Origin of the sequence: Altericista sp. CCNU0014, assembly GCF_044923475.1 — a bacterium.
GTDB lineage: Bacteria > Cyanobacteriota > Cyanobacteriia > Thermosynechococcales > Thermosynechococcaceae > JAAURS01.
Genome location: NZ_CP137338.1, coordinates 5,275,493 through 5,296,539 on the forward strand (window position 1 = coordinate 5,275,493; position 21,047 = coordinate 5,296,539).

Below are 21,047 nucleotides of genomic sequence, written 5' to 3' on the forward strand. Positions count from 1 at the left end.
GCGCTGCTTGCATCTCAAAACTGATTGTTAACGAACTGATTTGCGCGTATGGGTTTAATTCAAGCATCCCGTGGAACTCGGGATATTCTTCCCGATGAAGTTGCGTATTGGCAGCAGATTGAAGCGACTGCCCGCGACCTGCTCCATCGCGCGGCCTATCGCGAACTGCGCACCCCGATTTTCGAGCAAACCGACTTGTTCGAGCGGGGGATCGGGGAGGCCACGGATGTCGTGGGCAAGGAAATGTATACCTTCCTGGATCGGGGCGATCGCTCCGTGACCCTTCGGCCCGAGGGCACCGCTGGAGCGGTACGGGCTTACATCGAACACAAGCTGCACGCCCAGGGCGGCGTCCAGCGCCTTTGGTATGTCGGACCGATGTTTCGCTACGAGCGTCCCCAAGCGGGTCGCCAGCGGCAGTTCCACCAGCTTGGGGTAGAGGCGATCGGCAGCGCCGACCCGAGAGCGGATGTCGAAGCGATCGCCCTCGCTGCCGACATACTGCGGGCCGTAGGCATCCAGGATTGGACCTTGAGCCTGAACTCTATCGGGACGAAAGCAGATCGCCAGCACTATCGCGATGCTCTCGTAGCCTACCTGCAGCCCTACGCGAACGAGTTAGATGCGGATTCCAAAGATCGGCTGACGCGCAATCCCCTGCGGATTCTAGACAGCAAGGACGAAAAAACATTGGCGATCGCCAAGGGTGCCCCTAGCATCTTGGATTATCTCAGCGCACCCTCTTCGGCTCACTTTGAAAGAGTGCGAGATTTATTACAGCGGCTGAAGATCCCCTTTGCGATCGACCCCTGCTTGGTGAGGGGCCTGGACTACTATACCCATACTGCCTTTGAGTTTAAGGTCGATGCCTTGGGGGCGCAGAGTACCGTCTGCGGCGGCGGGCGCTACGACGGACTCATTTCCGAACTAGGCGGACCCGATACGCCTGCCGTAGGCTGGGCCATTGGCCTAGAGCGACTCGTCCTCACGATGCAGCAGCAGTCAGAGTCCCTCCCAGCAGGTGCAGATATCTACTGTGCCGCCCGGGGGGCCGATGCCGAAGCCCAAGCCCTAGAGATAGCCCAGCGTCTGCGGCAGGCAGGACTTGCCGTTGAAGTCGACTTGAGCGGCAGCGCCTTTGGCAAACAGCTCAAGCGGGCAGACCGCAGCGGTGCCCCGTTAAGCCTCATCCTGGGCGAAGAAGAAGCGGTTAATGCGACCGTGCAGCTCAAGTGGCTCGCCTCTGGAGAACAGGCAACCTTAAGGCAATTCGAGCTATTCGAGCAAATTTCTCTACTTCAAGAGAAAATTATGCTTTCTAAACCAGCCAAAAGGATATAAAGTACAACCAAGATTCAGCCGCCTCCTTCCCTAAAACGGTCGATTAACGGCTAAAAAAGAATCTAACTTGCTTTTAAGTGAGAAGCAGGGTAAGGATAGGAACGCGCGCAAGAGCAGCGATGCCCGAACGTTCTTTGCGTTCATCATCTAAGTGTGTGGAGTGAGTAGATCGAATGATGACCCAGTGGCAATTTCTGATTCAAAAAGAGGGAGATCGAGACTGGCTTCCGTTAGAATCTCCCAACGTTGAAATTTTAGAAGGGCGCTACAACTTAATGGCCAAGGGCGATCGCCCCTCGGCCCAGGTTGAGATCCAGATTCGCCATGAGTACGAGCTAGAGGGCGTACCCCAAGAAGTGACCCAGCGCAGGCGCCAACACACCGATTCCCAAGGGCTATTGGAGTTGTTTCCGCTCACCTACCTGCCGCCCGGTTTGTGGGAACTTCAGTGTCGGGTGGCTGAGTCGCAAGCGCAGCAAGAACGCGCAGCTTCGCAAAAGCTTTTCCTCCAGGTCTTGGCTCAGGATTTCGAGCTGCTCTCGGATTGGGCTGGTCTCGAGCCATCTCTTGCCGAGACCCTACCGACGGAATCTGCTGCAGGAAATCCCGCAGACAGGCAGGTCGCAATTGCCCCTGCGCCGACTCAGAAAGCGGGACCAGTCGTGCGCCTACCTTTTATTCCCAAAGAGCTCGCCCCGCTCCCGCTGCGCCTATCCGAGCCCCTGTGCCTACCGCCTGTCATTTACATCCCTCAAAATTCGACGGACGAAGCTGAGAGTCCCGAGCTTCCCCCCTTCCTACTGAGCGTCGATTTGCGCGGAAATAGTCTAGTGGAATCAGCCCCCGCCATACCTACCGCAACCGTAGAACCCACCTTGAGCTTTTTGCGCCGCGTTGCTAAATCGACGGATCGTCAGGCCGCTTACAGGGCATTCGAGCCGTTGGCCCGACGCCAACGGTTCTTAAAGACGCTCGATATCCTCGCGCAAGCGTCGCTGTCTTCTCGCGAACTGCTGAAGGCCAGATAATTTAAGGATTGCCGTTGCCGGGCAACGGCAATCCAGCGCGCTCATTTCCCCATTTGGCGCTTGAGCGCGTCCAGCTCTTGCTCCATTTCCAACTCCTTGAACCTGGCTTCTAGGGGATCTGGCGCTTCAAAGAAGTTTTTGTCGGGTCGGGTTGCGGTTTCTTGCCAAGCCTGAGGCGTTGGGGGGGTTTGGGGAACTTTGCTTTGAGCCTGCTGGCGAATTTTAGCCCGTACGTCTTGACGGCGGCTTTGAACCTGCTCGGCCAGAGCTTTGTATTGTTGAATCTGCTGCTGGGCTAAAGACATTTGCGCCCACTGCTGATTGCCCTGCCTTAGAAAAGCAGCCTCCCGCTCTCGCGCCGCTTGGGCGAGGTCGGGTCGTTTGGCTTGCTCTGCCTTGGCAATCCGCCCGTGCCAGCGCTGGACCTCCTCAGCGGTCTTGAGGATATTTTGCTGAGCTTCCTGTTCCTCGGCAGCAAGCTGGCGGAGATTTTTTTGAACCTCTGCCTCTTGTTCGCGCAGCTGGTCTTCTAAAACCTGAAGTTCTAGACCGGGATGCGTCTTTAGAAATTCGTCCAGTCGCTCCTCTAGCAAGCGACTCATGTCCTCAAATACGCCCATGCTGTTTACCGGGGGAGAGCTTCTTAGTGGGAACATCAGGCGACCCCAAGCAGCGCGGTCGCCCGCGTCAAACTGCCTTGGCGCAATATCTTAATTCTAATGGAGGATCAAAATTGTTCCCCTCCGCTCACGGAGCGAGTTTCGTTACCGCGCTGGAGGATCGCTTGTCCGTTTTCAACCCGAACAAAAACCCAACCCGTTGCGTCGAGCACTTCGCCAGGGCGAACGTTTTGCGTCGAGCCATTGCGAGAGATGAGCATGGCTGACTTGTCACCCAAGTCTAAAATGCCCTGAACGGTCACGCCTGCCTTGGCCTGACGACCCATCGGTAAGGGTTGAGGCGCGAGGCTTGGCGGCAAATTAGGAGGGGTCAAGACAGCAGGTGCGGCCTGAGTTGGGTTGCCGCTGCTCAAGACGGGGAGGCGGTTGGAGAGGGTTGCGAGAGCGACGGTTCTGGACGGATGGAGCTTAACCGCAGGTACCGCTGGCGTTTTGCGGCCTATGCTAGCTGCCTTTAAAGGGGGTGGGGTTGTGGGGGGAAGGGCTACAGGGGTAACTCCCGTCGCTTGCGAAGCCGGAGCAAAGGCAGGCAGGGGCGTCGTGGCAATAGGTGGAGCGAGAGGGGTGGGGGAGAGCGAGTTTTCTGCTAGTTGAAGGGACTCGATTAATTCGGCAGCAAACGCAATATCTTGAGGCTGCGCGGCAGCCAAGACCGGGACAGCAGCCTGTACTGCAGCGGGAGGCCGTAGCGACGCATTGAATTGCGTAAAGACCAAAAGTCCTAACGAACCCAGAAACGAACCCCAAGCCAGTCCGAGTAGCAAGGAGGACCGATGCGGTTGGCTGTCATTTTTAGTGCTGGAGGTTGGGACCGGATCGGTCTCGTAGAATGGCTCCAGAATGGCATCCATTTCTACGTAGGGAACGAAAAGATTATCCTGAAGCTCGTCGGTTTTTACCGCAAGGGCGAGCTGGCTGGCTGCCGAGGAAAAGGTCAGAGGCGAAGGTGTTGAAGGTAGGGATTGCCGTTTTGATGGTTCGCTGTCGCAGTCCAGATCTTGAAATAGCTCGTCCATGAGTTGAGCGGCGCAATCTTCAATTAAATCTGTGTAAGAACTCCCCCCACGTCGGGTCGGCGATGGTTCGAAGCCAGGACTAACACCAAAATTCTCAGACATAATTGACTCAACGAACGAACTTAGTGAACAAATTTTGTTGGTCTTTAAGTAGGTTACATGACCCCCGCTTGTAGTATTCACCAAAAAGCGACAAAAGTTGCATGGGTGTACGAAGGGGGTTGGCTGGCTCGATTCAACTGTATCGATCTGGGCTGCGGGCAAAGGCGATCGCCGCATTTTGTCCGCCAAAGCCAAAGCTGAGGCATAGCGCGGCATCCAGAGCAGCGGGCCGCGCCTGCAGAACCCAGTCGAGATTGTAAGCGGGCTGCACTAAACCAACGCAGGGCGGCAGGATCTGTTCGTACAGTGCCATGAGACAAAATACCGAACCCAAGGCACCGGATGCGCCTAGGGTATGGCCCGTCGCGCCCTTGGTCGAGCTGACGGCAGTCGTGGCAAGCGGAAACAGCTCTCGAATCATGGCCGCTTCCCGTTCGTCGTTCAGGGCAGTTCCAGTGCCGTGGGCGTGAATGTAACCCACTTGAGCGGGGCGAAGATCGCTGCGGGCGAGGCAGTCCCGAACGGCTGATAATCCTGCGATCCGATCGGGGGCGGGGGCGCTGCAATGGTAAGCATCGTTGGTCAGGCCGAACCCTAAGACTCGTCCGTAGGGAATTGCTCCCCGCCGTTCGGCGCGATCGCGGCGCTCTAGCACGAGCAGCGCGGCACCTTCCCCCAATACAAATCCCGTTCTGCGGCGGTCGAAGGGGAAGGCGCCTGTTTTGGCTAAGGCTCCCATGTTTTGAAACCCCGCCAGCGTCAGGGGCGTAATGGGTGCTTCGGCAGCGCCCGCAATGACGACATCGCACTGACCCGATCGAATCAGTTCTATACCCTGGGCGATCGCCCAAATTCCAGTCGCGCAGGCGGCCCGAGGCGACAAAACCGGCCCAGAACGCTGAAGCTGCCGGGCAGCCTCAACGGCAGGAGATCGACCGTACAGGTGAAGCCATCGGGCATCGCCGTCGCTGGCATTGCCTTGGTGCTCTCCCATGAGCAGTTCCAGATCGGCCTGGTAGCCGCGACTGGAGCCGATGGCAAAACCCCACCGGGCACTCGTTCGGCGATCGCCCTCAGCCTCTGGGAGGCGAGCATCGGCCATGACATCTCGAAGGGCGCGTTCCAGAAGGGGCGTCAGCGTCGCGGGACCGCCAGCAATCGTACCGAGATAGTAGGATGGTAAGTCCTTATAGGGCGTTTGGGCGTTCAGCCCGCAAGTTCCCCGAAGCAGCATTTGCCAGCTCTGAGCCAGCGTTGGGCCTAACGCGGAACACAGACTCATGCCCGTCACCCATACGTCCGTCGCTATCGTTTGCCCCAAGGAAGCCAACCTGTTTACGGTTTTAGATTTGCCAATCCCTGAGTTACCTTGGCCGTCTCGATCCGATCGCCCTGCTCGATCTGGTCCACCGTCTCCATACCGCTTTTAACGATGCCAAACACGGCATAATCGCCATCCAAATTGGCCGTACCCCCATTATCCAGAGCAATGTAAAACTGACTGGATGCCGAGTCTTCCGCCGCAGATCGGGCCATCGCCACAGCACCTCGTGCATGTCTTAGCTTGGGTGGCTGCGTAACGCCAGCGGACTTAAGGGTTTTGCTGTAGGTGGGCGCGCTAGCCCCCTGAGCCCAAATCTCTAACGGAATGTCTCGGGGCCGCTTGGTTTTGGGATCGACAAACCCGCCCGTCCCCACTGGGCCAGGGGGATTTTCGAGCTTGCTGTAAGGATCGCCACCTTGGGCCACAAACCCGGGAACCACTCGGTGAAAGGCAGTCCCGTCATAAAAGCCTCGTTTCGCGAGATCGACAAAGTTCCCAGCCGTAATCGGCGCGTCGGTTCCGTTGACTTCAATGGTAATGGGTTTTCCTTTCACGGTTAAGACGACCGTCGCTTTGCCATTGAGCTTGGGTAGCGAGGCGGTCGATGCCGCAATGGGACTTGCCGACCCCAACACTGGCGCAACCGAAGCGGTCGTAATTGTAGCTGCGGTATCGGCAGCGGAAGAAGTGGACTCCGTCGGCGTGCCGCAAGAGGCTAAGAGCGCAACCAGGGCGATCGCCATCAAAGGCCGACAGAGAAATTCGATCGTGGGTCTCAACATTCGTCTCATTCAAAAACAATACTCTGGAAACAGGAACAGCACCCTACAGCCCTTCCATCGGCACGCCCGCAAATCGCGCAATCTCTGCAGCCTGATCTTCAATCTGCGAGATGGGGAGAGGCTGTCCCACCCGCGTCAGGGGAATATCTCCGCGACCCTTAATTTTGAGGTAGAGCGCTCGTTTGGGGTTTAATCCCTCTCGAATGGCAACCCGCACCGCTTGGACATCGCTGAGTCGGCAAGTAAACTCCACCGTACGATTCTTGCCGGGATAGCCTCGGCGAAAAATCTTCGCCTGACCCGATGCGCGATCGAATTCGTTGTAACCGCCGCCCACATCCCAAAGCACCGTCAGCCAAAGGTAGGCAGCCAGCAACACGCCCGCCACACCATAAAACCCCATGGCAAGACCTTGGGGCACAAAAACAAGGTCCACCGTACTTCCAATCGGCAAAACGTCGATCTTGAGGTAGCTAGACAAACTGGCCAGCAAAAACCCGCCGCCCCCAATCGAAATAATGGTGGCCCACCAATAGTTGCTGAAGCGCCTAGCACCCAATACCTCGTAGCGTAAAACGGTCTTATCTCGAGCAACTTGAGCAGTCATAGGGATAGTTCGAGCTGATATCAAAACGTCTCTTTTGTATGAGTATAGGTTAGCCAGCACCGCAGATGCGGCAAAATATTGCGCGCCCCCCATCCCCAAGACGCGCTTCTCACTCAGAAACCGCTTTACATTTCTTTGTAATCCTAAAGAATTCATTAAGCCTTATGGAGGAGGTCGCTCTTGCGAGACGCCGCCTCAAAGCGTCTAGGATTGATACCGTAAAGGGTTTGACCTCCAAAATTCAAGCCTTAAAAAGGCAGACCCTCGATCCGAGTTAAGCCACCCATAACTTGATATTTCGTAAGAATTCCGTTATCTAATGATTAAGTAACTGAAATATTGAGACAGCTCTGAGACACGAATAAGCTCCGTGTCCAGCTCGGCTAAATTCTCTCTGGATTTGCCTTTGAGAAATTTAGCTTTTGGGTTCGGGGAAGAGTTGCTAGGCTTCGATGCCTATCTTTTCGAAAACCGTTTCCAGGCGGCGCTGTAGCCTTTACAGTAGGAAGAGGATCTATTGGCGTTCTGGAATTTCATTAAGCTTTCAAGGCTTTTTGGTTTTGCTAGCCGTTGGATCTAGATTGCCAGGGTCTCTCATTTTTGATAGATCCCTAATGGAATCAAAATTAATTGATAGCCTTGCAGCGTTTTATTTGAAGCAAGAGGGTTTAGTTCCATGACCATAGCAATGGGGCGCGTGCCAGAGAGAGGCGTCTTCGACGTCATCGACGACTGGCTCAAGCGCGATCGCTTCGTCTTCGTGGGCTGGTCCGGGCTACTGCTGTTCCCCTGCGCCTTCATGGCCTTGGGCGGCTGGCTCACCGGCACCACCTTCGTCACCTCGTGGTACACCCACGGATTGGCCAGCTCCTACCTCGAAGGAGCCAACTTCATTACTGTTGCCGTTTCTACTCCCGCAGACACCATGGGTCACTCCCTCCTGCTGCTGTGGGGTCCTGAAGCTCAAGGTAACCTGACCCGCTGGTTCCAGCTCGGTGGGTTGTGGCCGTTTGTCGCCTTTCACGGTGCCTTTGCCCTGATCGGCTTCATGCTGCGCCAGTTTGAGATCGCGCGCTTGGTGGGGATTCGTCCTTACAACGCGATTGCCTTTTCTGCACCGATTGCCGTGTTCGTCTCGGTGTTTTTGATGTACCCGCTCGGTCAATCGAGCTGGTTCTTTGCCCCCAGCTTTGGGGTGGCCGGTATTTTCCGATTCATTTTGTTTATTCAAGGGTTCCATAACTTCACCCTCAATCCGTTCCACATGATGGGCGTGGCAGGGGTGCTCGGTGGAGCGCTGCTGTGCGCGATTCACGGCGCGACGGTGGAGAACACGCTGTTTGAAGATGGGGAAGATTCCAACACCTTTGCGGCGTTCACCCCGACGCAGTCGGAAGAGACGTACTCGATGGTGACGGCCAATCGGTTTTGGTCTCAGATTTTCGGGATTGCGTTTTCGAACAAGCGCTGGTTGCACTTCTTCATGCTGTTCGTGCCAGTGACGGGATTGTGGATGGCATCGATTGGGATTATTGGGATTGCGCTGAACCTGCGCTCCTATGACTTCATCAGCCAGGAGATCCGGGCAGCGGAGGACCCTGAATTTGAGACGTTCTACACCAAGAACATTCTCCTCAACGAAGGTCTGAGAGCTTGGATGGCTCCTCAAGACCAACCCCACGAACATTTTGTATTCCCTGAGGAGGTCCTTCCCCGTGGTAACGCTCTCTAATAGTTCAGTGATGGCAGGTGGCCGCGACCAGCAATCTACAGGATTTGCCTGGTGGTCTGGCAACGCTCGTCTGATTAACTTGTCTGGTAAGCTGCTGGGTGCCCACGTGGCCCACGCTGGCTTGATCGTGTTTTGGGCCGGGGCCATGTGCCTCTTTGAAGTGGCTCACTTCACCCCTGAAAAGCCAATGTACGAACAAGGCTTTATCCTCCTACCCCACGTTGCAACGTTGGGTTGGGGCGTCGGTGCTGGCGGCGAAGTGATCAGCACCTTTCCCTTCTTTGTCGTTGCCGTCGTGCATTTAATTTCATCGGCAGTACTGGGCCTAGGCGGCGTTTATCACGCCCTTCGCGGTCCCGACACCCTTGAAGAATATTCCAGCTTCTTCGGCTACGACTGGAAAGACAAGAACAAGATGACCTCTATTCTGGGGTATCACCTCTGCATTTTGGGCGGCGGTGCGTTCTTGCTCGTTCTCAAGGCCATGTTTTTTGGCGGCCTATACGACACTTGGGCACCGGGCGGCGGCGACGTTCGCGTCATCACGAACCCTACCCTCAACCCTGCCGTCATCTTTGGCTACTTGCTCAAGTCTCCCTTTGGTGGCGACGGCTGGATTGTCAGCGTAGACAACCTCGAAGACGTGGTTGGCGGACATATTTGGGTCGGCCTGATCTGCATTTCCGGCGGGATTTGGCACATTCTCACCAAGCCCTTTGGTTGGGCGCGTCGCGCGTTCATTTGGTCGGGTGAGGCTTACCTTTCCTACAGCTTAGGTGCGCTCTCTTTAATGGGCTTTATCACCTCCTGTATGGTTTGGTACAACAACACCGTTTACCCTAGCGAGTTTTACGGACCGACAGGTCCCGAAGCATCCCAATCTCAAGCGTTCACCTTCTTGGTGCGCGACCAACGCTTGGGTGCTAACGTTGCCTCCGCTCAAGGTCCTACAGGTCTGGGTAAGTACCTGATGCGTTCTCCAACGGGAGAAGTCATCTTCGGCGGTGAAACCATGCGATTCTGGGACTTTAAAGGTCCGTGGCTGGAGCCGTTACGGGGTCCCAACGGTCTCGACCTCAATAAAATCAAGAATGACATCCAGCCTTGGCAAGCACGCCGCGCGGCTGAGTACATGACCCACGCACCGCTGGGTTCGCTCAACTCCGTGGGTGGCGTCGCGACCGAAATTAACTCGGTCAACTACGTCTCTCCCCGTGCTTGGTTGGCTTGTTCTCACTTTGTGTTGGCATTTTTCTTCTTAATCGGTCACCTCTGGCATGCGGGGCGCGCTCGCGCAGCAGCGGCGGGCTTTGAGAAAGGAATCGACCGAGACACAGAAGCAGTGCTCTCGATGCCCAACCTCGACTAGTTAACGTTTGTTTCCTAGTTATGAGTTCAAAATGCTCCTGTCCTTTGACAGGAGCATTTTTGTTAGATTTGTTGAGTGTGCTTTGATAGAGTTAAGCCTCGTCTGCCTCAATACAATCAATCGTTGGCAATGGCGCAAAATCCTAGGTCAGGCCGTCGGGGGAAACGCAATCTCGAAGGAGGGAACGCAGAATGATTTACGACTTTCATCTCACGGATGAACTCAGCTGGACGCCCGAAGCTGAGGCAAAACTCAGAAATGTTCCGTTTTTTGCTCGATCTCAAGCGCGCCAACGGATTGAAGAGATGGCACGAGCGTCTCAGATTGCTGTGGTCACGCCGGAGCTCGTCGAACAGGTGCGCCTGACTGCGGGGCAATAGGCGAGGGGCTTGCCCCAGACAAACACTTCGAATCCTTGAGCCATCTTGAAAGTGGTAGGATTGTAGGACAGCGCTTGACATTCATTCGTTAATTTCCCGTGCTGCATGGCAATTGGTAACGCGCCAGCAGCAGTTTTTAGTTTATAGAAATCCAGATCTGACTTTTTGAACCATGCTGAAAACGTTATTGGGCGATCCGAACAAGCGCAAGATCAAGAAATATCAGCCGGACATTGTTGAAATCAATCTTCTCGAAGAAGATTTCAAGGCGCTTTCCGATCGCGATCTTCAGGCAAAAACTGGGGAGTTCAAGCAGCGCTTAGAAAAAGGCGCTTCCCTGGACGATTTGCTGCCGGAAGCGTTTGCAGCGGTTCGCGAAGCTTCTCGACGGGTTCTGGGCCTGCGCCACTTTGACGTGCAGATGCTGGGCGGCATGATTCTGCACGACGGGCAAATTGCAGAGATGAAAACCGGGGAAGGTAAGACCCTAGTGTCTACGCTACCGGCGTACCTCAACGCATTGTCTGGGAAAGGGGTGCATGTCATTACGGTGAACGACTACCTAGCACGCCGGGATGCGGAGTGGATGGGACAAATTCACCGCTTTTTGGATTTGAGCGTGGGGCTGATCCAGCAGTCGATGACGCCGATGGAGCGTCAGAAAAACTATGCCTGCGACATTACCTACGCGACCAACAGCGAAATTGGGTTTGATTACCTGCGCGACAACATGGCGACGTCCATGGAAGAGGTGGTGCAGCGTCCCTTCAATTACTGCGTGATCGATGAAGTGGACTCGGTGCTGATCGACGAAGCCCGGACGCCGCTGATCATTTCTGGGCAAGTAGAGCGCCCGACAGAAAAATATATCGAAGCGTCTGAAGTTGCATTGGCGCTCCAGCCCGAAGAGCATTACGAGGTGGACGAGAAGGCTCGGAATGTGATTTTGAACGATGAAGGGTTTGTGCTGGCAGAGCAGCTTTTGAAGGTTGACGACCTGTACGATCCGGAAGATCCTTGGGCGCACTACATTTTTAACGCAATTAAGGCTAAAGAGCTGTTCATCAAAGATGTCAACTACATTATCCGCGATGACGAGATCGTGATCGTGGACGAGTTTACGGGACGGGTCATGCCGGGTCGCCGTTGGAGCGACGGGCTGCATCAGGCGATCGAGGCGAAGGAACGGGTTGAGATTCAGAACGAAACCCAGACCTTAGCCAGCATTACCTACCAAAATTTATTTTTGCTGTATCCCAAACTGGCGGGGATGACGGGGACGGCAAAGACGGAAGAAACGGAGTTCGAAAAAATTTACAAGCTCGAAGTGACGCTGGTGCCAACCAACCGCATTAACAGGCGTCACGACTTGCCGGATGTAGTGTATAAGACTGAAAACGCCAAATGGAACGCAGTGGCTCAAGAATGCGCCGAGATGAACGAAATGGGTCGCCCCGTGTTGGTGGGAACGACCAGCGTTGAAAAGTCAGAGGTGCTGTCTAGGCTGTTGTTGGAAAAGAATATCGCCCACCAGCTCCTCAATGCCAAGCCTGAAAATGTGGAGCGCGAGTCTGAGATCGTGGCCCAAGCGGGACGCAAAGGTGCAGTGACCATCTCGACAAACATGGCCGGGCGGGGTACGGACATTATCTTGGGCGGGAATGCGGACTATATGGCGCGCTTGAAGTTGCGCGAATACTTCATGCCTCGCATCGTGCTGCCAGAAACGGGCGACCCGATGGGGGTGATCGAGTTTGGCATGCCTCAAACGAAGCCAGCAGCTCAAGGGTTTGGCGAAGGCGCTGCAGCGCCTAGCGGGACGCTGCGGAAAACCTGGAAAGCGTCTTTGAACGTGTTTCCGACGGAGCTTTCTTCTGAAGCGGAGACGCTACTGAAAGCGGCGGTGGGAGCGGCGGTAAAGCAGTACGGGGAGCAAAGTCTCCCAGAACTTCAGGCGGAAGAATTGCTGGCGATCGCCGCAGAGAAAGCGCCCATTGACGACCCCGTCCTGCTGAAGCTGCGAGAAGCCTACAACCGAGTGCGGGCTGAGTACGAGGCCGTCACCACCAAAGAGCACAACGATGTCGTGGGGCAGGGTGGGCTGCACGTGATCGGGACAGAGCGCCACGAGTCGCGCCGGGTGGACAACCAACTGCGGGGACGGGCGGCACGGCAGGGCGACCCTGGCAGCACCCGCTTTTTCCTGAGCCTAGACGATAACCTCTTGCGAATTTTTGGGGGCGAGCGCGTGGCAGGACTCATGAATGCCTTCCGCGTGGAAGAAGATATGCCGATCGAGTCTGGCATTTTAACCCGCAGCTTAGAGAACGCGCAGCGCAAAGTTGAAACCTACTACTACGACATCCGCAAGCAGGTGTTTGAGTACGACGAAGTGATGAACAACCAGCGGCGAGCCATTTATGCCGAGCGCCGACGGGTGTTGGAAGGCCAGGATCTCAAAAACCGCGTGATCGAGTATGCCGAGCAAACGATGGACGACATCGTGCAGGCTTACGTGAATCCCGACCTGCCGCCAGAAGAATGGAAGCTAGAGGACATGGTCGCCAAGTCTAAGGAGTTTGTGTATCTCTTAGACGATCTGCAACCGGAAGACTTTTCGGCACTCTCAATGCCTGAAATGCAGATGTTTCTGCACGAGCAGGTGCGGACGGCCTACGAAAAGAAAGAAGATCAAATCGAGCAACTGCGCCCCGGCCTGATGCGGAATGCGGAGCGATTCTTCATTTTGCAGCAGATCGATACGCTCTGGCGGGAACACCTTCAGCAAATGGAGGCGCTGCGCGAGTCGGTGGGGCTGCGGGGCTACGGCCAGCTCGACCCGCTGGTGGAATACAAGAAAGAAGGATTTGAGACGTTCCTGGACATGATGACGGCCATTCGTCGAAATGTGGTGTACTCTCTCTTCCAGTTCCAGCCTCAGCTTCAGGAATCGGCTTAGCGTTACCCGCGCGATCGCGCCTCCTGAGGTGGGAATTTTTGAAGAGTTGCGTTCGGTTGGCTCGAACCAGGCATTGCTTAGGGGGTAAGCCATTCCGTTTGCCACTGCCTGGATCGATCTAGCCAGTAATGGCAGCGCTCGTGGGGATGGGTTTGCAAGTTTAAGTAGTCCACATCGTGCGATTCAAACACGAGCAACCGGAAGGGTTCGGGAATGTCGCCAGCCGCCGCGTCAGGCTCTGGCGGCCTTTGGGCCGACGCTCTGGGCAAACCAGGGGCAACCTCATAAAATTGAGCGCGGGCTGCTTCTGATAGGTTTTGCCAAGTCCGATGGAAAGCTTTCTGCCAGATCTCGTTGGGGTGTGCGGCATCGATAATATCGATCGTTCCAGCCAGGCGAAACTGCTCGCGGGTTTTTGGGAAATACCAGCAGATTTCTGCCCAGACATTGCGCTCGATCTGCGGAATTTTTTGGCTGCGCCGATCCGTCACGATCGCAATCCGATCTCTGTCTGGCAAAAAACCCCGAAAGACCACGGTGCGATTGGCCGGTCGCCCGTTGGCGCGAACCGTAGCGAGCTGAAAGTATTTCGCGTGGGCCAGAGCGCGGTTGCGGTGAAGCGATCGCGCTAAAATGGGCCGCCAAGGCGCTAGCGTCATAGGGTTGCTACAGGCAAAGGGTTTTGAGCGTATCGGCAAAAGCAGGATAGGAAATAGCTGCGGCTTCGGCGCGATGGATAGTAGTCGTGCCCGTAGCAACCAGAGCGGCGATCGCCAGACTCATCGCAATGCGATGATCGGTAAAGCTATCGACTTCCGCACCGTTGAGGGGGTGTCCGCCCGCAATCTCCAATCCATCGGGTCGTTCTGTCACCCGCGCGCCCATGCGATTGAGTTGGGAGGCAATGGCGGCAAGGCGATCGCTCTCTTTCACCCGCAACTCCTCGGCATCTCGAACGATGGTGGTGCCTTGAGCCATCGCTGCCGCCACGGCCAACACCGGAATTTCATCGATCAGGCGGGGCAGAATGGCCCCTTCAATGGTGCAGGCTTTTAGAGCGCTGGAGCGCACCCGCAGATCGGCCACGGGTTCTCCGGCAGCTTCGCGGCGGTTTTCTAAAGTGATATCGGCTCCCATTTCTAGCAGGACATCTAGGATGCCCGTACGGGTTGGGTTTATCCCTACATTTTCGATCAGCAAATTGGAATCGGGCACGATGGCACCTGCCACGAGCCAGAAGGCCGCCGAGCTGATATCTCCCGGTACGATTACAGATTGCCCGCGAAGTTGGGCGGGGCCGACTACAGTGGCGCTAAGGCGCTCTGGATCGACCATCACCCCCGCACCAAAGGCACGAAACATGCGTTCGGAGTGGTCGCGGGAGAGGGCGGGTTCGGTGACGGTGGTTTGGCCTTCGGTCATGAGTCCGGCGAGTAAAACAGCGGATTTGACTTGGGCAGAGGCGATGGGGGACTGGTAGTGAATGGGCTTTAGCTGCTGCCCCTTAATGGCCAGCGGTGCGAGGGTATCGCCTTTGCGTCCCCAGATCTGAGCGCCCATTTGACGCAGGGGGGCGACTACGCGGCCCATGGGTCGCGATCGCAGAGAGTCATCTCCAGTGACGGTAAAAAAGCGATCGGGGTGGGAGGCTAAAATTCCCATCATCAGCCGCAGGGTGGTGCCGGAGTTGCCCGCATCTAAGACGCGATCGGGTTCTTGCAATAGCCCTAAGCCCAACCCTCGAACGGTGACCAGTTCTGGATTGAGTTCCGAAATTTGAGCGCCCATTGCCCGAAAGCAAGCCGCCGTGCTGCGCGGGTCTTCACCCAGGAGCAGCCCTCGAATGGTCGTTTCGCCCGTCGCTAACGCGCCCAACATGAGGGCGCGATGGGAGATGGATTTGTCGCCAGGAATTTGAACCGAACCCTGAAGTGCGATCGGATGGGTGGGCTGAATGTGCCAAGCCGTAGCGGAGGATTCGGCGGCAGCGGTAATGGTGAGGACGGGAGCTGACATGGAAGGCTGGGGTGGAAGGGCGATCGCAATCCTACCGCGTTTTTTGGGGAGCGTGGCATATCATAGCCGACCTCAATATATCGATCAAAGTTTAACTGACCGCTTTCAGATTCATGAAAATGAAACTTTATTAGCCATTTTTGGAGAGGATGAAATGTTTAACTTCACAGATACGCTAGAGTCTCTTGAGACTTTTGGGGACACAGTGCGATCGCCTCTCAGTCTCTAGCAAAGTTATAGTCTTAATCGCCTCTGCTACTTTACAAGCCTCTGCAATAACTCAATGCCAACCATCGAACAACTTGAAGCGCTTTATCGTATCAGCCATCAACTGACCTTCGAGATGTCCCAACCCATTTTCCTGGTTTGGGTAGAAGAGAGTACGCGTAATCTATATTTACTGGCAGGCTATGATTATAAAATCGAGTTTGAAGTAGCTCCAAATGGAGATCTAAGCTAATGAGCCAGACTGATTATGCTGCGATGACCGATGAACAACTAAAGCACTACATCGCCACACATTCCTCAGATAAAGCGGCGCTCAGCGTTTATTTAGAACGTCGTAACGCGCATCGCTTTCCAACGATCGCAAATATCAGAGACATGGACTTCGACGACAAGCTTCGCACTGCAATTGCTCAGAAGCTAGAAAATTCTGCCACTATTTAACCAAATATAAAACTAAACGCTGATATTACGTTATTTTTCCTACACGCTAAAATTAGGTTGTAGCTTCCAACGGCAACTTTACTCGTCTATTATTGAAGCTGAACGAGCACAAAAGAATCAAGCTGCGATCGCCTTGTTAGATTCTTGACTAGGTAAAAGTGAAGACGCATCTAAACATCAGCGGGCTATGCATCTAGCCCAGTGGGGAAATGTCATCTTGAGTCAATTGCCCAACCTCATTACCAGCCCGCCTTGGTGGCAGCTCATCAACTGGATTATCGATCCCCTCGGCTTTCAAGACAGATATAGCCGCAAATACGGGGATATCTTTACGATGCATTTGGGTGGCCTCGGGCCTTACGTGCTCGTCAGCAACCCGCAGGCCATTCAAGAGATCTTCAGTCAAGATTTTAAGTTCGATGCGGGGCGCGGGAACGAGCTCGGAGAGCCATTGGTCGGAAAAAACTCTTTGATGCTCATGGACGGCGATCGCCACCGACGCGAGCGAAAATTATTGATGCCTCCCTTTCACGGAGAAAGGTTGCAGACCTACGCGAAGCAAATTTGCCTCATTACCGCACAGTTCGCCAGCCAGTGGCAAATCGGTCAGCCATTTGTAGCGCGGACGGCCATGCAGAAAATCAGCCTGGAGATGATTTTGCAGATCGTCTTTGGCTTGAGTGCGGGAGAGCGCTACGAACAGCTCAAACCCCTCCTCACGGATTGGATCGACATGACCGATTCTCCCCTGCGATCGAGCTTGTTATTTTTGAAATTTTTGCAACAAGACTGGGGAACCTGGTCCCCGTGGGGACGGATGAAACAACGCCAACGCCAAGTCCATCGCTTGCTCCAGGCAGAAATTGAAGAGAGAAGGGCTAAGGGCAACGAAGCGCGAACCGATGTCCTGAGTCTGATGATGGCAGCGCGAGATGAAAATGGGGAAGCGATGACCGATGACGAGTTAAGAGACGAACTGCTCACGATTTTATTTGCCGGACACGAAACCACCGCAACAACCCTCGCTTGGGCGCTCTATCAAATTCACCAACAGCCAGAGGTCCGCGAAAAATTATTAAAAGAGCTAGACAGCTTAGGGGAGAGTTCGCCCCCCATGGAAATCGCTCAGCTTCCTTACTTAACTGCCGTTTGCCAAGAAACGCTGCGGATGTATCCCGTCCTTCCCGTCATTTTCCCGCGCATCGCAAAATCGCCCGTGCAGATTGCCGGCCAATGGTTTGATGCTGAGACCACCTTCATGCCAACGAACTATCTGGTCCATTACCGAGAGGACATCTACCCTAATGCTCGGCAATTCAAGCCAGAACGTTTCCTGGAGCGCCAGTATTCGGCCTCAGAATATTTCCCGTTTGGGGGTGGCAGTCGGCGGTGTTTGGGATATGCCTTAGCTCAGCTGGAAATGAAACTGGTGCTCGCGACCATTTTATTCAAGTATCAACTGGCCTTAGTAGAGCAGAAACCCGTCAAACTGCAACGCCGTGGGTTTACGCTTGCACCGACAGGCGGGGTCCGAATGGTCATGACGGGGAGACGATAGAAAGCTTTTGCAACGATCGGCGATATTCTTTGAAGAACAGCAGTCCTTGCTGAAACGCTTCGGAGCTAACCCGTACGACATCAGCTCGACTTGCCACTCCGACGATCGACGGACTGCTGTTAACGCATCCATTGTTCGGTACGCGCTATGTTCTCCGTCCAAGACGCCGAAGCTAAGATTCTAAGCCTGACTTATCCCCTCGATCCAGAACGCGATCGCCAATGGATGTCCCTTGACGAAGCCGAGGGCCGCATTTTGGCAGCAGAGGTGCAGAGCGCCCTCGATTTTCCCTACTGGGATAATTCTGCAATGGACGGCTACGCCGTCCGCACCACCGATCTGACGACCTGCAGCGCGGAATCTCCCGTGGCCCTAGAGATCGCGATGGAAATTCCAGCAGGCTACCATCCCCCACAGGGTATTGCCCCAGGGCAAGCCGCCCGGATTTTCACGGGGGCGATGATGCCCCCCGGCGCAGATGCCGTTGTCATCCAAGAGCGCACCCAACGCGAAGGCGATCGCGTCTTTATCCTAGAGCGCCCGGAACCCCAGGCTTGGGTGCGCGCAAAGGGAGACTACTACAGGGCGGGCGCTCCATTACTGTATTGCGGCACCCGCCTCAACGCACCCGAAATTGCGATTTTAGCCACCGCTCAATGTACCCCCGTAGCGGTTTATCGTCGGCCTGCGGTGAGCCTGCTGTCTACGGGCAACGAGCTCGTCACGCCAGAACAAACGCTTCAGTCCGGTCAAATCGTTGACTCGAACCAACCCGCGATCGCCGCCCTTGTCCGGCAATCCGGGGCGATCGCCCAGCGTCTTGGCATTATTCCAGATGAGCGAGACGCGTTGAAAGCGGCCATTTTAGGGGCGATCGCCACATCGGACGTTGTAATTTCGACAGGCGGCGTTTCCGTCGGCGATTACGACTACGTTGAGGAGATTTTAGTGGAGTTGGGCGGTACCCTCCACATTCAGTCCGTTGCGGTTAAGCCGGGTAAGCCGCTGACGGTCGCGACTTTTCCCAACCCCGACCCCAACAACCCGCGCTCCATTCTTTACTTCGGACTGCCAGGCAATCCCGTCTCCGCACTCGTGAGTTTCTGGCGCTTTGTCCGACCCGCGCTCAAAAAACTCTCCGGTCAGTCCCGTAGCTGGGGGCCTACCTTCATCCGAGCCATTTCGCGTCTCGATCTCAAAGCTGACGGCAAGCGCGAGACTTACCTCTGGGGTCAACTGGTTCTGAGGTCAGACGGCACCTACGAGTTTGACTTGGCTGGAGGCAGCCACAGCTCTGGAAATCTCATTAATTTAGCGAATACTAACGGACTGGCCGTTTTAAGCTGCGATCGCCCTCGGGTTGAAGCGGGGGAATGGGTCCTGGTCATGCAGGTCTCCTAGTATCCGGCAAGATTCCGGGCTGTACGGTTGCTGCGATCTCGGGGCACCTTCTCAAACTATCAGTTTTGATGATTGCTGCTGTAATGGATGCGAGCGCCCGCCCAAAGCAGCTTCTCTCGCAGCGTTTGGTAATACGAATAATTATCCCGCAACAAAATAAAGCGAGCCTGACAGTCCGCTATCCGCACATCGACCCGCTGCCCCGGCCAAATTGAAGTGGCTAACACCCCATCCATCCACAGCTTCGTGCTGAGTTCTCGATCCTCAAGGGGCCAAATACTCACCACCGAACCCGAAGGTAACACCACCGGGCGGCTCGACAAACTCAACGGGCAAATCGGCGTTACCACAATGGCCTCCATACCGGGATGCACGATCGGTCCGTTGGCTGCCAGCGTGTAGCAGGTCGAACCCGTGGGCGTCGCCACGAGCAATCCGTCTCCCTGATATTGGTCTACCACCTCCCCATCGATCGCCAGCTCTAAAATCGAAGTCATCATTCGATCCGCTGATGCGGGCTTGATGCACATCTCATTCAGGGCCAAAAACACGAGTTCGTCGGGTCGAGCGCGCTCCAACTCGCCGCTTTTGAGGCTCACCGCATCCACCAGTGCGGCTTGGAGCATCATGCGCTGCTGCACCGCATATCGATCCTCAATCAGCCGCTGCCATACTTTTTCTGTCTCTTGAAACAACTCGTACGGTTCCGTCAGAAAACCAAGATGGCCCCCGACATTAACCGCAAGAATTGGAATCCCCACGGGAGCCAAATGTCGAGCGGCTGCCAGCGCCGTCCCGTCTCCCCCCAACACCACCGCTAAATTAATGGGTTGGTTTGCAGAGGCCAGAAAGACAGGGAATGGGTTGTCCTTGGGGCCGCTCGGGCCTAACAGAATCTGACAATTTTTGGCCTCAAGCTGACGAGAGCAAGCTTCTGCACACCGCTGGCTTTGGAGGTCGCCAGCTTTATAGACAATAATGACCTGTTTGAGATCCACTGAAGTTTTTGCGCTATTGCGAAATGGCCTCTCCCTACACAAATTACACCGTTTTGCTGAGTTAGTGGCAAACCCCAAACAGCCAAACAGATCGATCCGTTTTCAAACAACGCCGCCCCAAGCCAAAAACAACCTCCACCGCCGCAATTCTTTGCTACGATGATGAGGACTGATGGGCTTGTAGCTCAGTGGACTAGAGCACGCGGCTTCGGACCGCGGTGTCGGGGGTTCGAATCCCTCCTGGCCCGTTTTTAATCTGGCTCGTTCTTCAAGAGCGAGTTTTTTAATTCGCTCTCTTACGTCGAAAAAATTTTGAGTAGTCTGCCATGAGTGCAGTGCGAGTGCGCCAACACGTCAACCCCCTCAGCCAAAAATATCAAACACCCATTGCCCCTCCCGATTGGGCGACCCTCTATCAAACAACCACGAACCCGCTTCATTTGGACATCGGCTGCGCCCGAGGTCAGTTTTTGCTAGAAATGGCCCAGGCCAAACCGGACTGGAATTTTTTGGGCGTCGAAATCCGGGAACCCCTCGTCGTCCGCGCCAATGAAGTGCGAGACGAACTCGGGCTAAAAAATCTCCACTATTTGTTCTGTAATATCAACGTTTCCCTCTCAACCCTGCTCGGTTCGCAAATGCTGGGAGGAGCGACGATTCAGTTCCCCGACCCCTGGTTTAAAAAGCGCCACCAAAAGCGCCGCGTCGCCCAACCGGAACTCATCCAAACATTGGCCGATCGCATCCAGCCAGAAGGATTTCTCTTCATTCAGTCCGACGTTCTAGATGTTGCAGAACAAATGCGGGCTGCCATCAACGCTCACCCAGCGTTTCAACCCAGCCCAGATTCTACGCCTTGGATGCCTCACAACCCATTGCCCGTGGCAACAGAGCGCGAAATTGCCACCCTCTTAGAGGGGAAACCCGTGTATCGAAGTTGGTTTACCCGACTCTCTAATGAGTCGAAATAATTCCTAAATTTAGCTTTTTTAGACCCATTTTCTCCCACGCAGCAATACACAGCATTAAGATGCACGCAACGTCACAAATGCAACATTTATTTAAGAAAGGGTGCGTTACAGTGG

At 55.1% G+C, this 21,047-nt stretch carries 19 protein-coding genes and 1 tRNA gene; 12 read left to right on the forward strand and 8 right to left on the reverse strand.

Translation table 11 applies throughout. The annotated features are described in order from the left end of the window. The first annotated feature begins 48 nt into the window (after nt 1-48). Nucleotides 49-1,341 (forward strand): histidine--tRNA ligase, encoded by a 1,293-nt coding sequence (gene hisS / locus R6H26_RS25165; protein WP_404786489.1) that lies wholly within the window; start codon nt 49-51, stop codon nt 1,339-1,341. A gap of 173 nt (nt 1,342-1,514) precedes the next feature. Beyond that, the gene (locus R6H26_RS25170; protein WP_404786491.1) at nt 1,515-2,369 is read left to right on the forward strand and encodes a hypothetical protein; all 855 of its coding nucleotides are present in this window, start codon (nt 1,515-1,517) and stop codon (nt 2,367-2,369) included. 41 nt (nt 2,370-2,410) lie between these two features. Here R6H26_RS25170 and R6H26_RS25175 read toward each other — a convergent pair whose 3' ends face one another. From R6H26_RS25175 to R6H26_RS25195, 5 genes are all read right to left on the reverse strand, one after another. Beyond that, entirely contained in the window at nt 2,411-2,989 is a 579-nt protein-coding gene (locus R6H26_RS25175) for a TIGR04376 family protein (protein WP_404786493.1), read from the reverse strand. Between the two features lie 107 nt (nt 2,990-3,096). Then, nucleotides 3,097-4,167, reverse strand: coding sequence for a hypothetical protein (locus tag R6H26_RS25180; RefSeq protein WP_404786494.1), 1,071 nt, complete (start codon nt 4,165-4,167; stop codon nt 3,097-3,099). Between the two features lie 133 nt (nt 4,168-4,300). Then, on the reverse strand, nt 4,301-5,488 hold the full coding sequence (locus R6H26_RS25185; protein WP_404786496.1) for a beta-ketoacyl-ACP synthase: 1,188 nt from the start codon (nt 5,486-5,488) through the stop codon (nt 4,301-4,303). Between the two features lie 14 nt (nt 5,489-5,502). Then, complete coding sequence (locus tag R6H26_RS25190; protein WP_404786498.1) at nt 5,503-6,282, reverse strand: peptidylprolyl isomerase; 780 nt, start codon at nt 6,280-6,282, stop codon at nt 5,503-5,505. Nucleotides 6,283-6,316: 34 nt separating this feature from the next. After that, nucleotides 6,317-6,880 carry a photosystem I assembly protein Ycf4 gene (locus R6H26_RS25195; RefSeq protein ID WP_404786499.1) on the reverse strand — a complete coding sequence of 188 codons (564 nt, stop codon included), beginning with the start codon at nt 6,878-6,880 and terminating at the stop codon, nt 6,317-6,319. A gap of 676 nt (nt 6,881-7,556) precedes the next feature. Between R6H26_RS25195 and psbD the strand changes: the two genes are divergently transcribed. The 4 genes from psbD to secA all read left to right on the forward strand — a co-directional run bounded on the left by psbD (nt 7,557) and on the right by secA (nt 13,320). After that, complete coding sequence (gene psbD / locus R6H26_RS25200) at nt 7,557-8,612, forward strand: photosystem II D2 protein (photosystem q(a) protein) (RefSeq protein WP_404786501.1); 1,056 nt, start codon at nt 7,557-7,559, stop codon at nt 8,610-8,612. Then, nucleotides 8,596-9,981, forward strand: a complete 1,386-nt coding sequence (gene psbC / locus R6H26_RS25205; protein WP_404786503.1) for a photosystem II reaction center protein CP43 — start codon at nt 8,596-8,598, stop codon at nt 9,979-9,981. Before psbD ends, psbC begins: the two co-directional genes overlap by 17 nt. 191 nt (nt 9,982-10,172) lie before the next feature. Continuing rightward, nucleotides 10,173-10,361 (forward strand): PCP reductase family protein, encoded by a 189-nt coding sequence (locus R6H26_RS25210; RefSeq protein ID WP_404786504.1) that lies wholly within the window; start codon nt 10,173-10,175, stop codon nt 10,359-10,361. Nucleotides 10,362-10,533: 172 nt separating this feature from the next. Further along, nucleotides 10,534-13,320, forward strand: a complete 2,787-nt coding sequence (gene secA / locus R6H26_RS25215) for a preprotein translocase subunit SecA (protein ID WP_404786506.1) — start codon at nt 10,534-10,536, stop codon at nt 13,318-13,320. A 77-nt stretch (nt 13,321-13,397) separates the two neighbouring features. Here secA and R6H26_RS25220 read toward each other — a convergent pair whose 3' ends face one another. Beyond that, nucleotides 13,398-13,979: an Npun_F5749 family FMN-dependent PPOX-type flavoprotein gene (locus tag R6H26_RS25220; protein ID WP_404786507.1), complete on the reverse strand. Its 582-nt coding sequence runs from the start codon at nt 13,977-13,979 to the stop codon at nt 13,398-13,400. Between the two features lie 7 nt (nt 13,980-13,986). After that, the gene (aroA, locus tag R6H26_RS25225) at nt 13,987-15,336 is read right to left on the reverse strand and encodes a 3-phosphoshikimate 1-carboxyvinyltransferase (protein ID WP_404786509.1); all 1,350 of its coding nucleotides are present in this window, start codon (nt 15,334-15,336) and stop codon (nt 13,987-13,989) included. Nucleotides 15,337-15,619: 283 nt separating this feature from the next. Between aroA and R6H26_RS25230 the strand changes: the two genes are divergently transcribed. The 4 genes from R6H26_RS25230 to glp all read left to right on the forward strand — a co-directional run bounded on the left by R6H26_RS25230 (nt 15,620) and on the right by glp (nt 18,964). Beyond that, nucleotides 15,620-15,796, forward strand: coding sequence for a DUF6888 family protein (locus R6H26_RS25230; protein ID WP_404786510.1), 177 nt, complete (start codon nt 15,620-15,622; stop codon nt 15,794-15,796). Then, nucleotides 15,796-16,005: a DUF6887 family protein gene (locus tag R6H26_RS25235; RefSeq protein ID WP_404786511.1), complete on the forward strand. Its 210-nt coding sequence runs from the start codon at nt 15,796-15,798 to the stop codon at nt 16,003-16,005. The genes R6H26_RS25230 and R6H26_RS25235 overlap by 1 nt, the downstream gene beginning before the upstream one ends. 217 nt (nt 16,006-16,222) lie before the next feature. Then, nucleotides 16,223-17,563 carry a cytochrome P450 gene (locus R6H26_RS25240; protein WP_404786512.1) on the forward strand — a complete coding sequence of 447 codons (1,341 nt, stop codon included), beginning with the start codon at nt 16,223-16,225 and terminating at the stop codon, nt 17,561-17,563. A 147-nt stretch (nt 17,564-17,710) separates the two neighbouring features. Beyond that, entirely contained in the window at nt 17,711-18,964 is a 1,254-nt protein-coding gene (gene glp / locus R6H26_RS25245; RefSeq protein WP_404786514.1) for a gephyrin-like molybdotransferase Glp, read from the forward strand. 59 nt (nt 18,965-19,023) lie between these two features. Here glp and R6H26_RS25250 read toward each other — a convergent pair whose 3' ends face one another. After that, a complete protein-coding gene (locus tag R6H26_RS25250) occupies nt 19,024-19,962 on the reverse strand; it encodes an NAD(+) kinase (protein ID WP_404786515.1) in 939 nt (312 codons plus the stop codon). A gap of 174 nt (nt 19,963-20,136) precedes the next feature. Here R6H26_RS25250 and R6H26_RS25255 point away from each other — a divergent pair. After that, nucleotides 20,137-20,210 (forward strand) — tRNA-Arg (locus R6H26_RS25255). A 78-nt stretch (nt 20,211-20,288) separates the two neighbouring features. Beyond that, entirely contained in the window at nt 20,289-20,933 is a 645-nt protein-coding gene (gene trmB, locus R6H26_RS25260) for a tRNA (guanosine(46)-N7)-methyltransferase TrmB (RefSeq protein WP_404786517.1), read from the forward strand. Nucleotides 20,934-21,047: the final 114 nt, after the last annotated feature.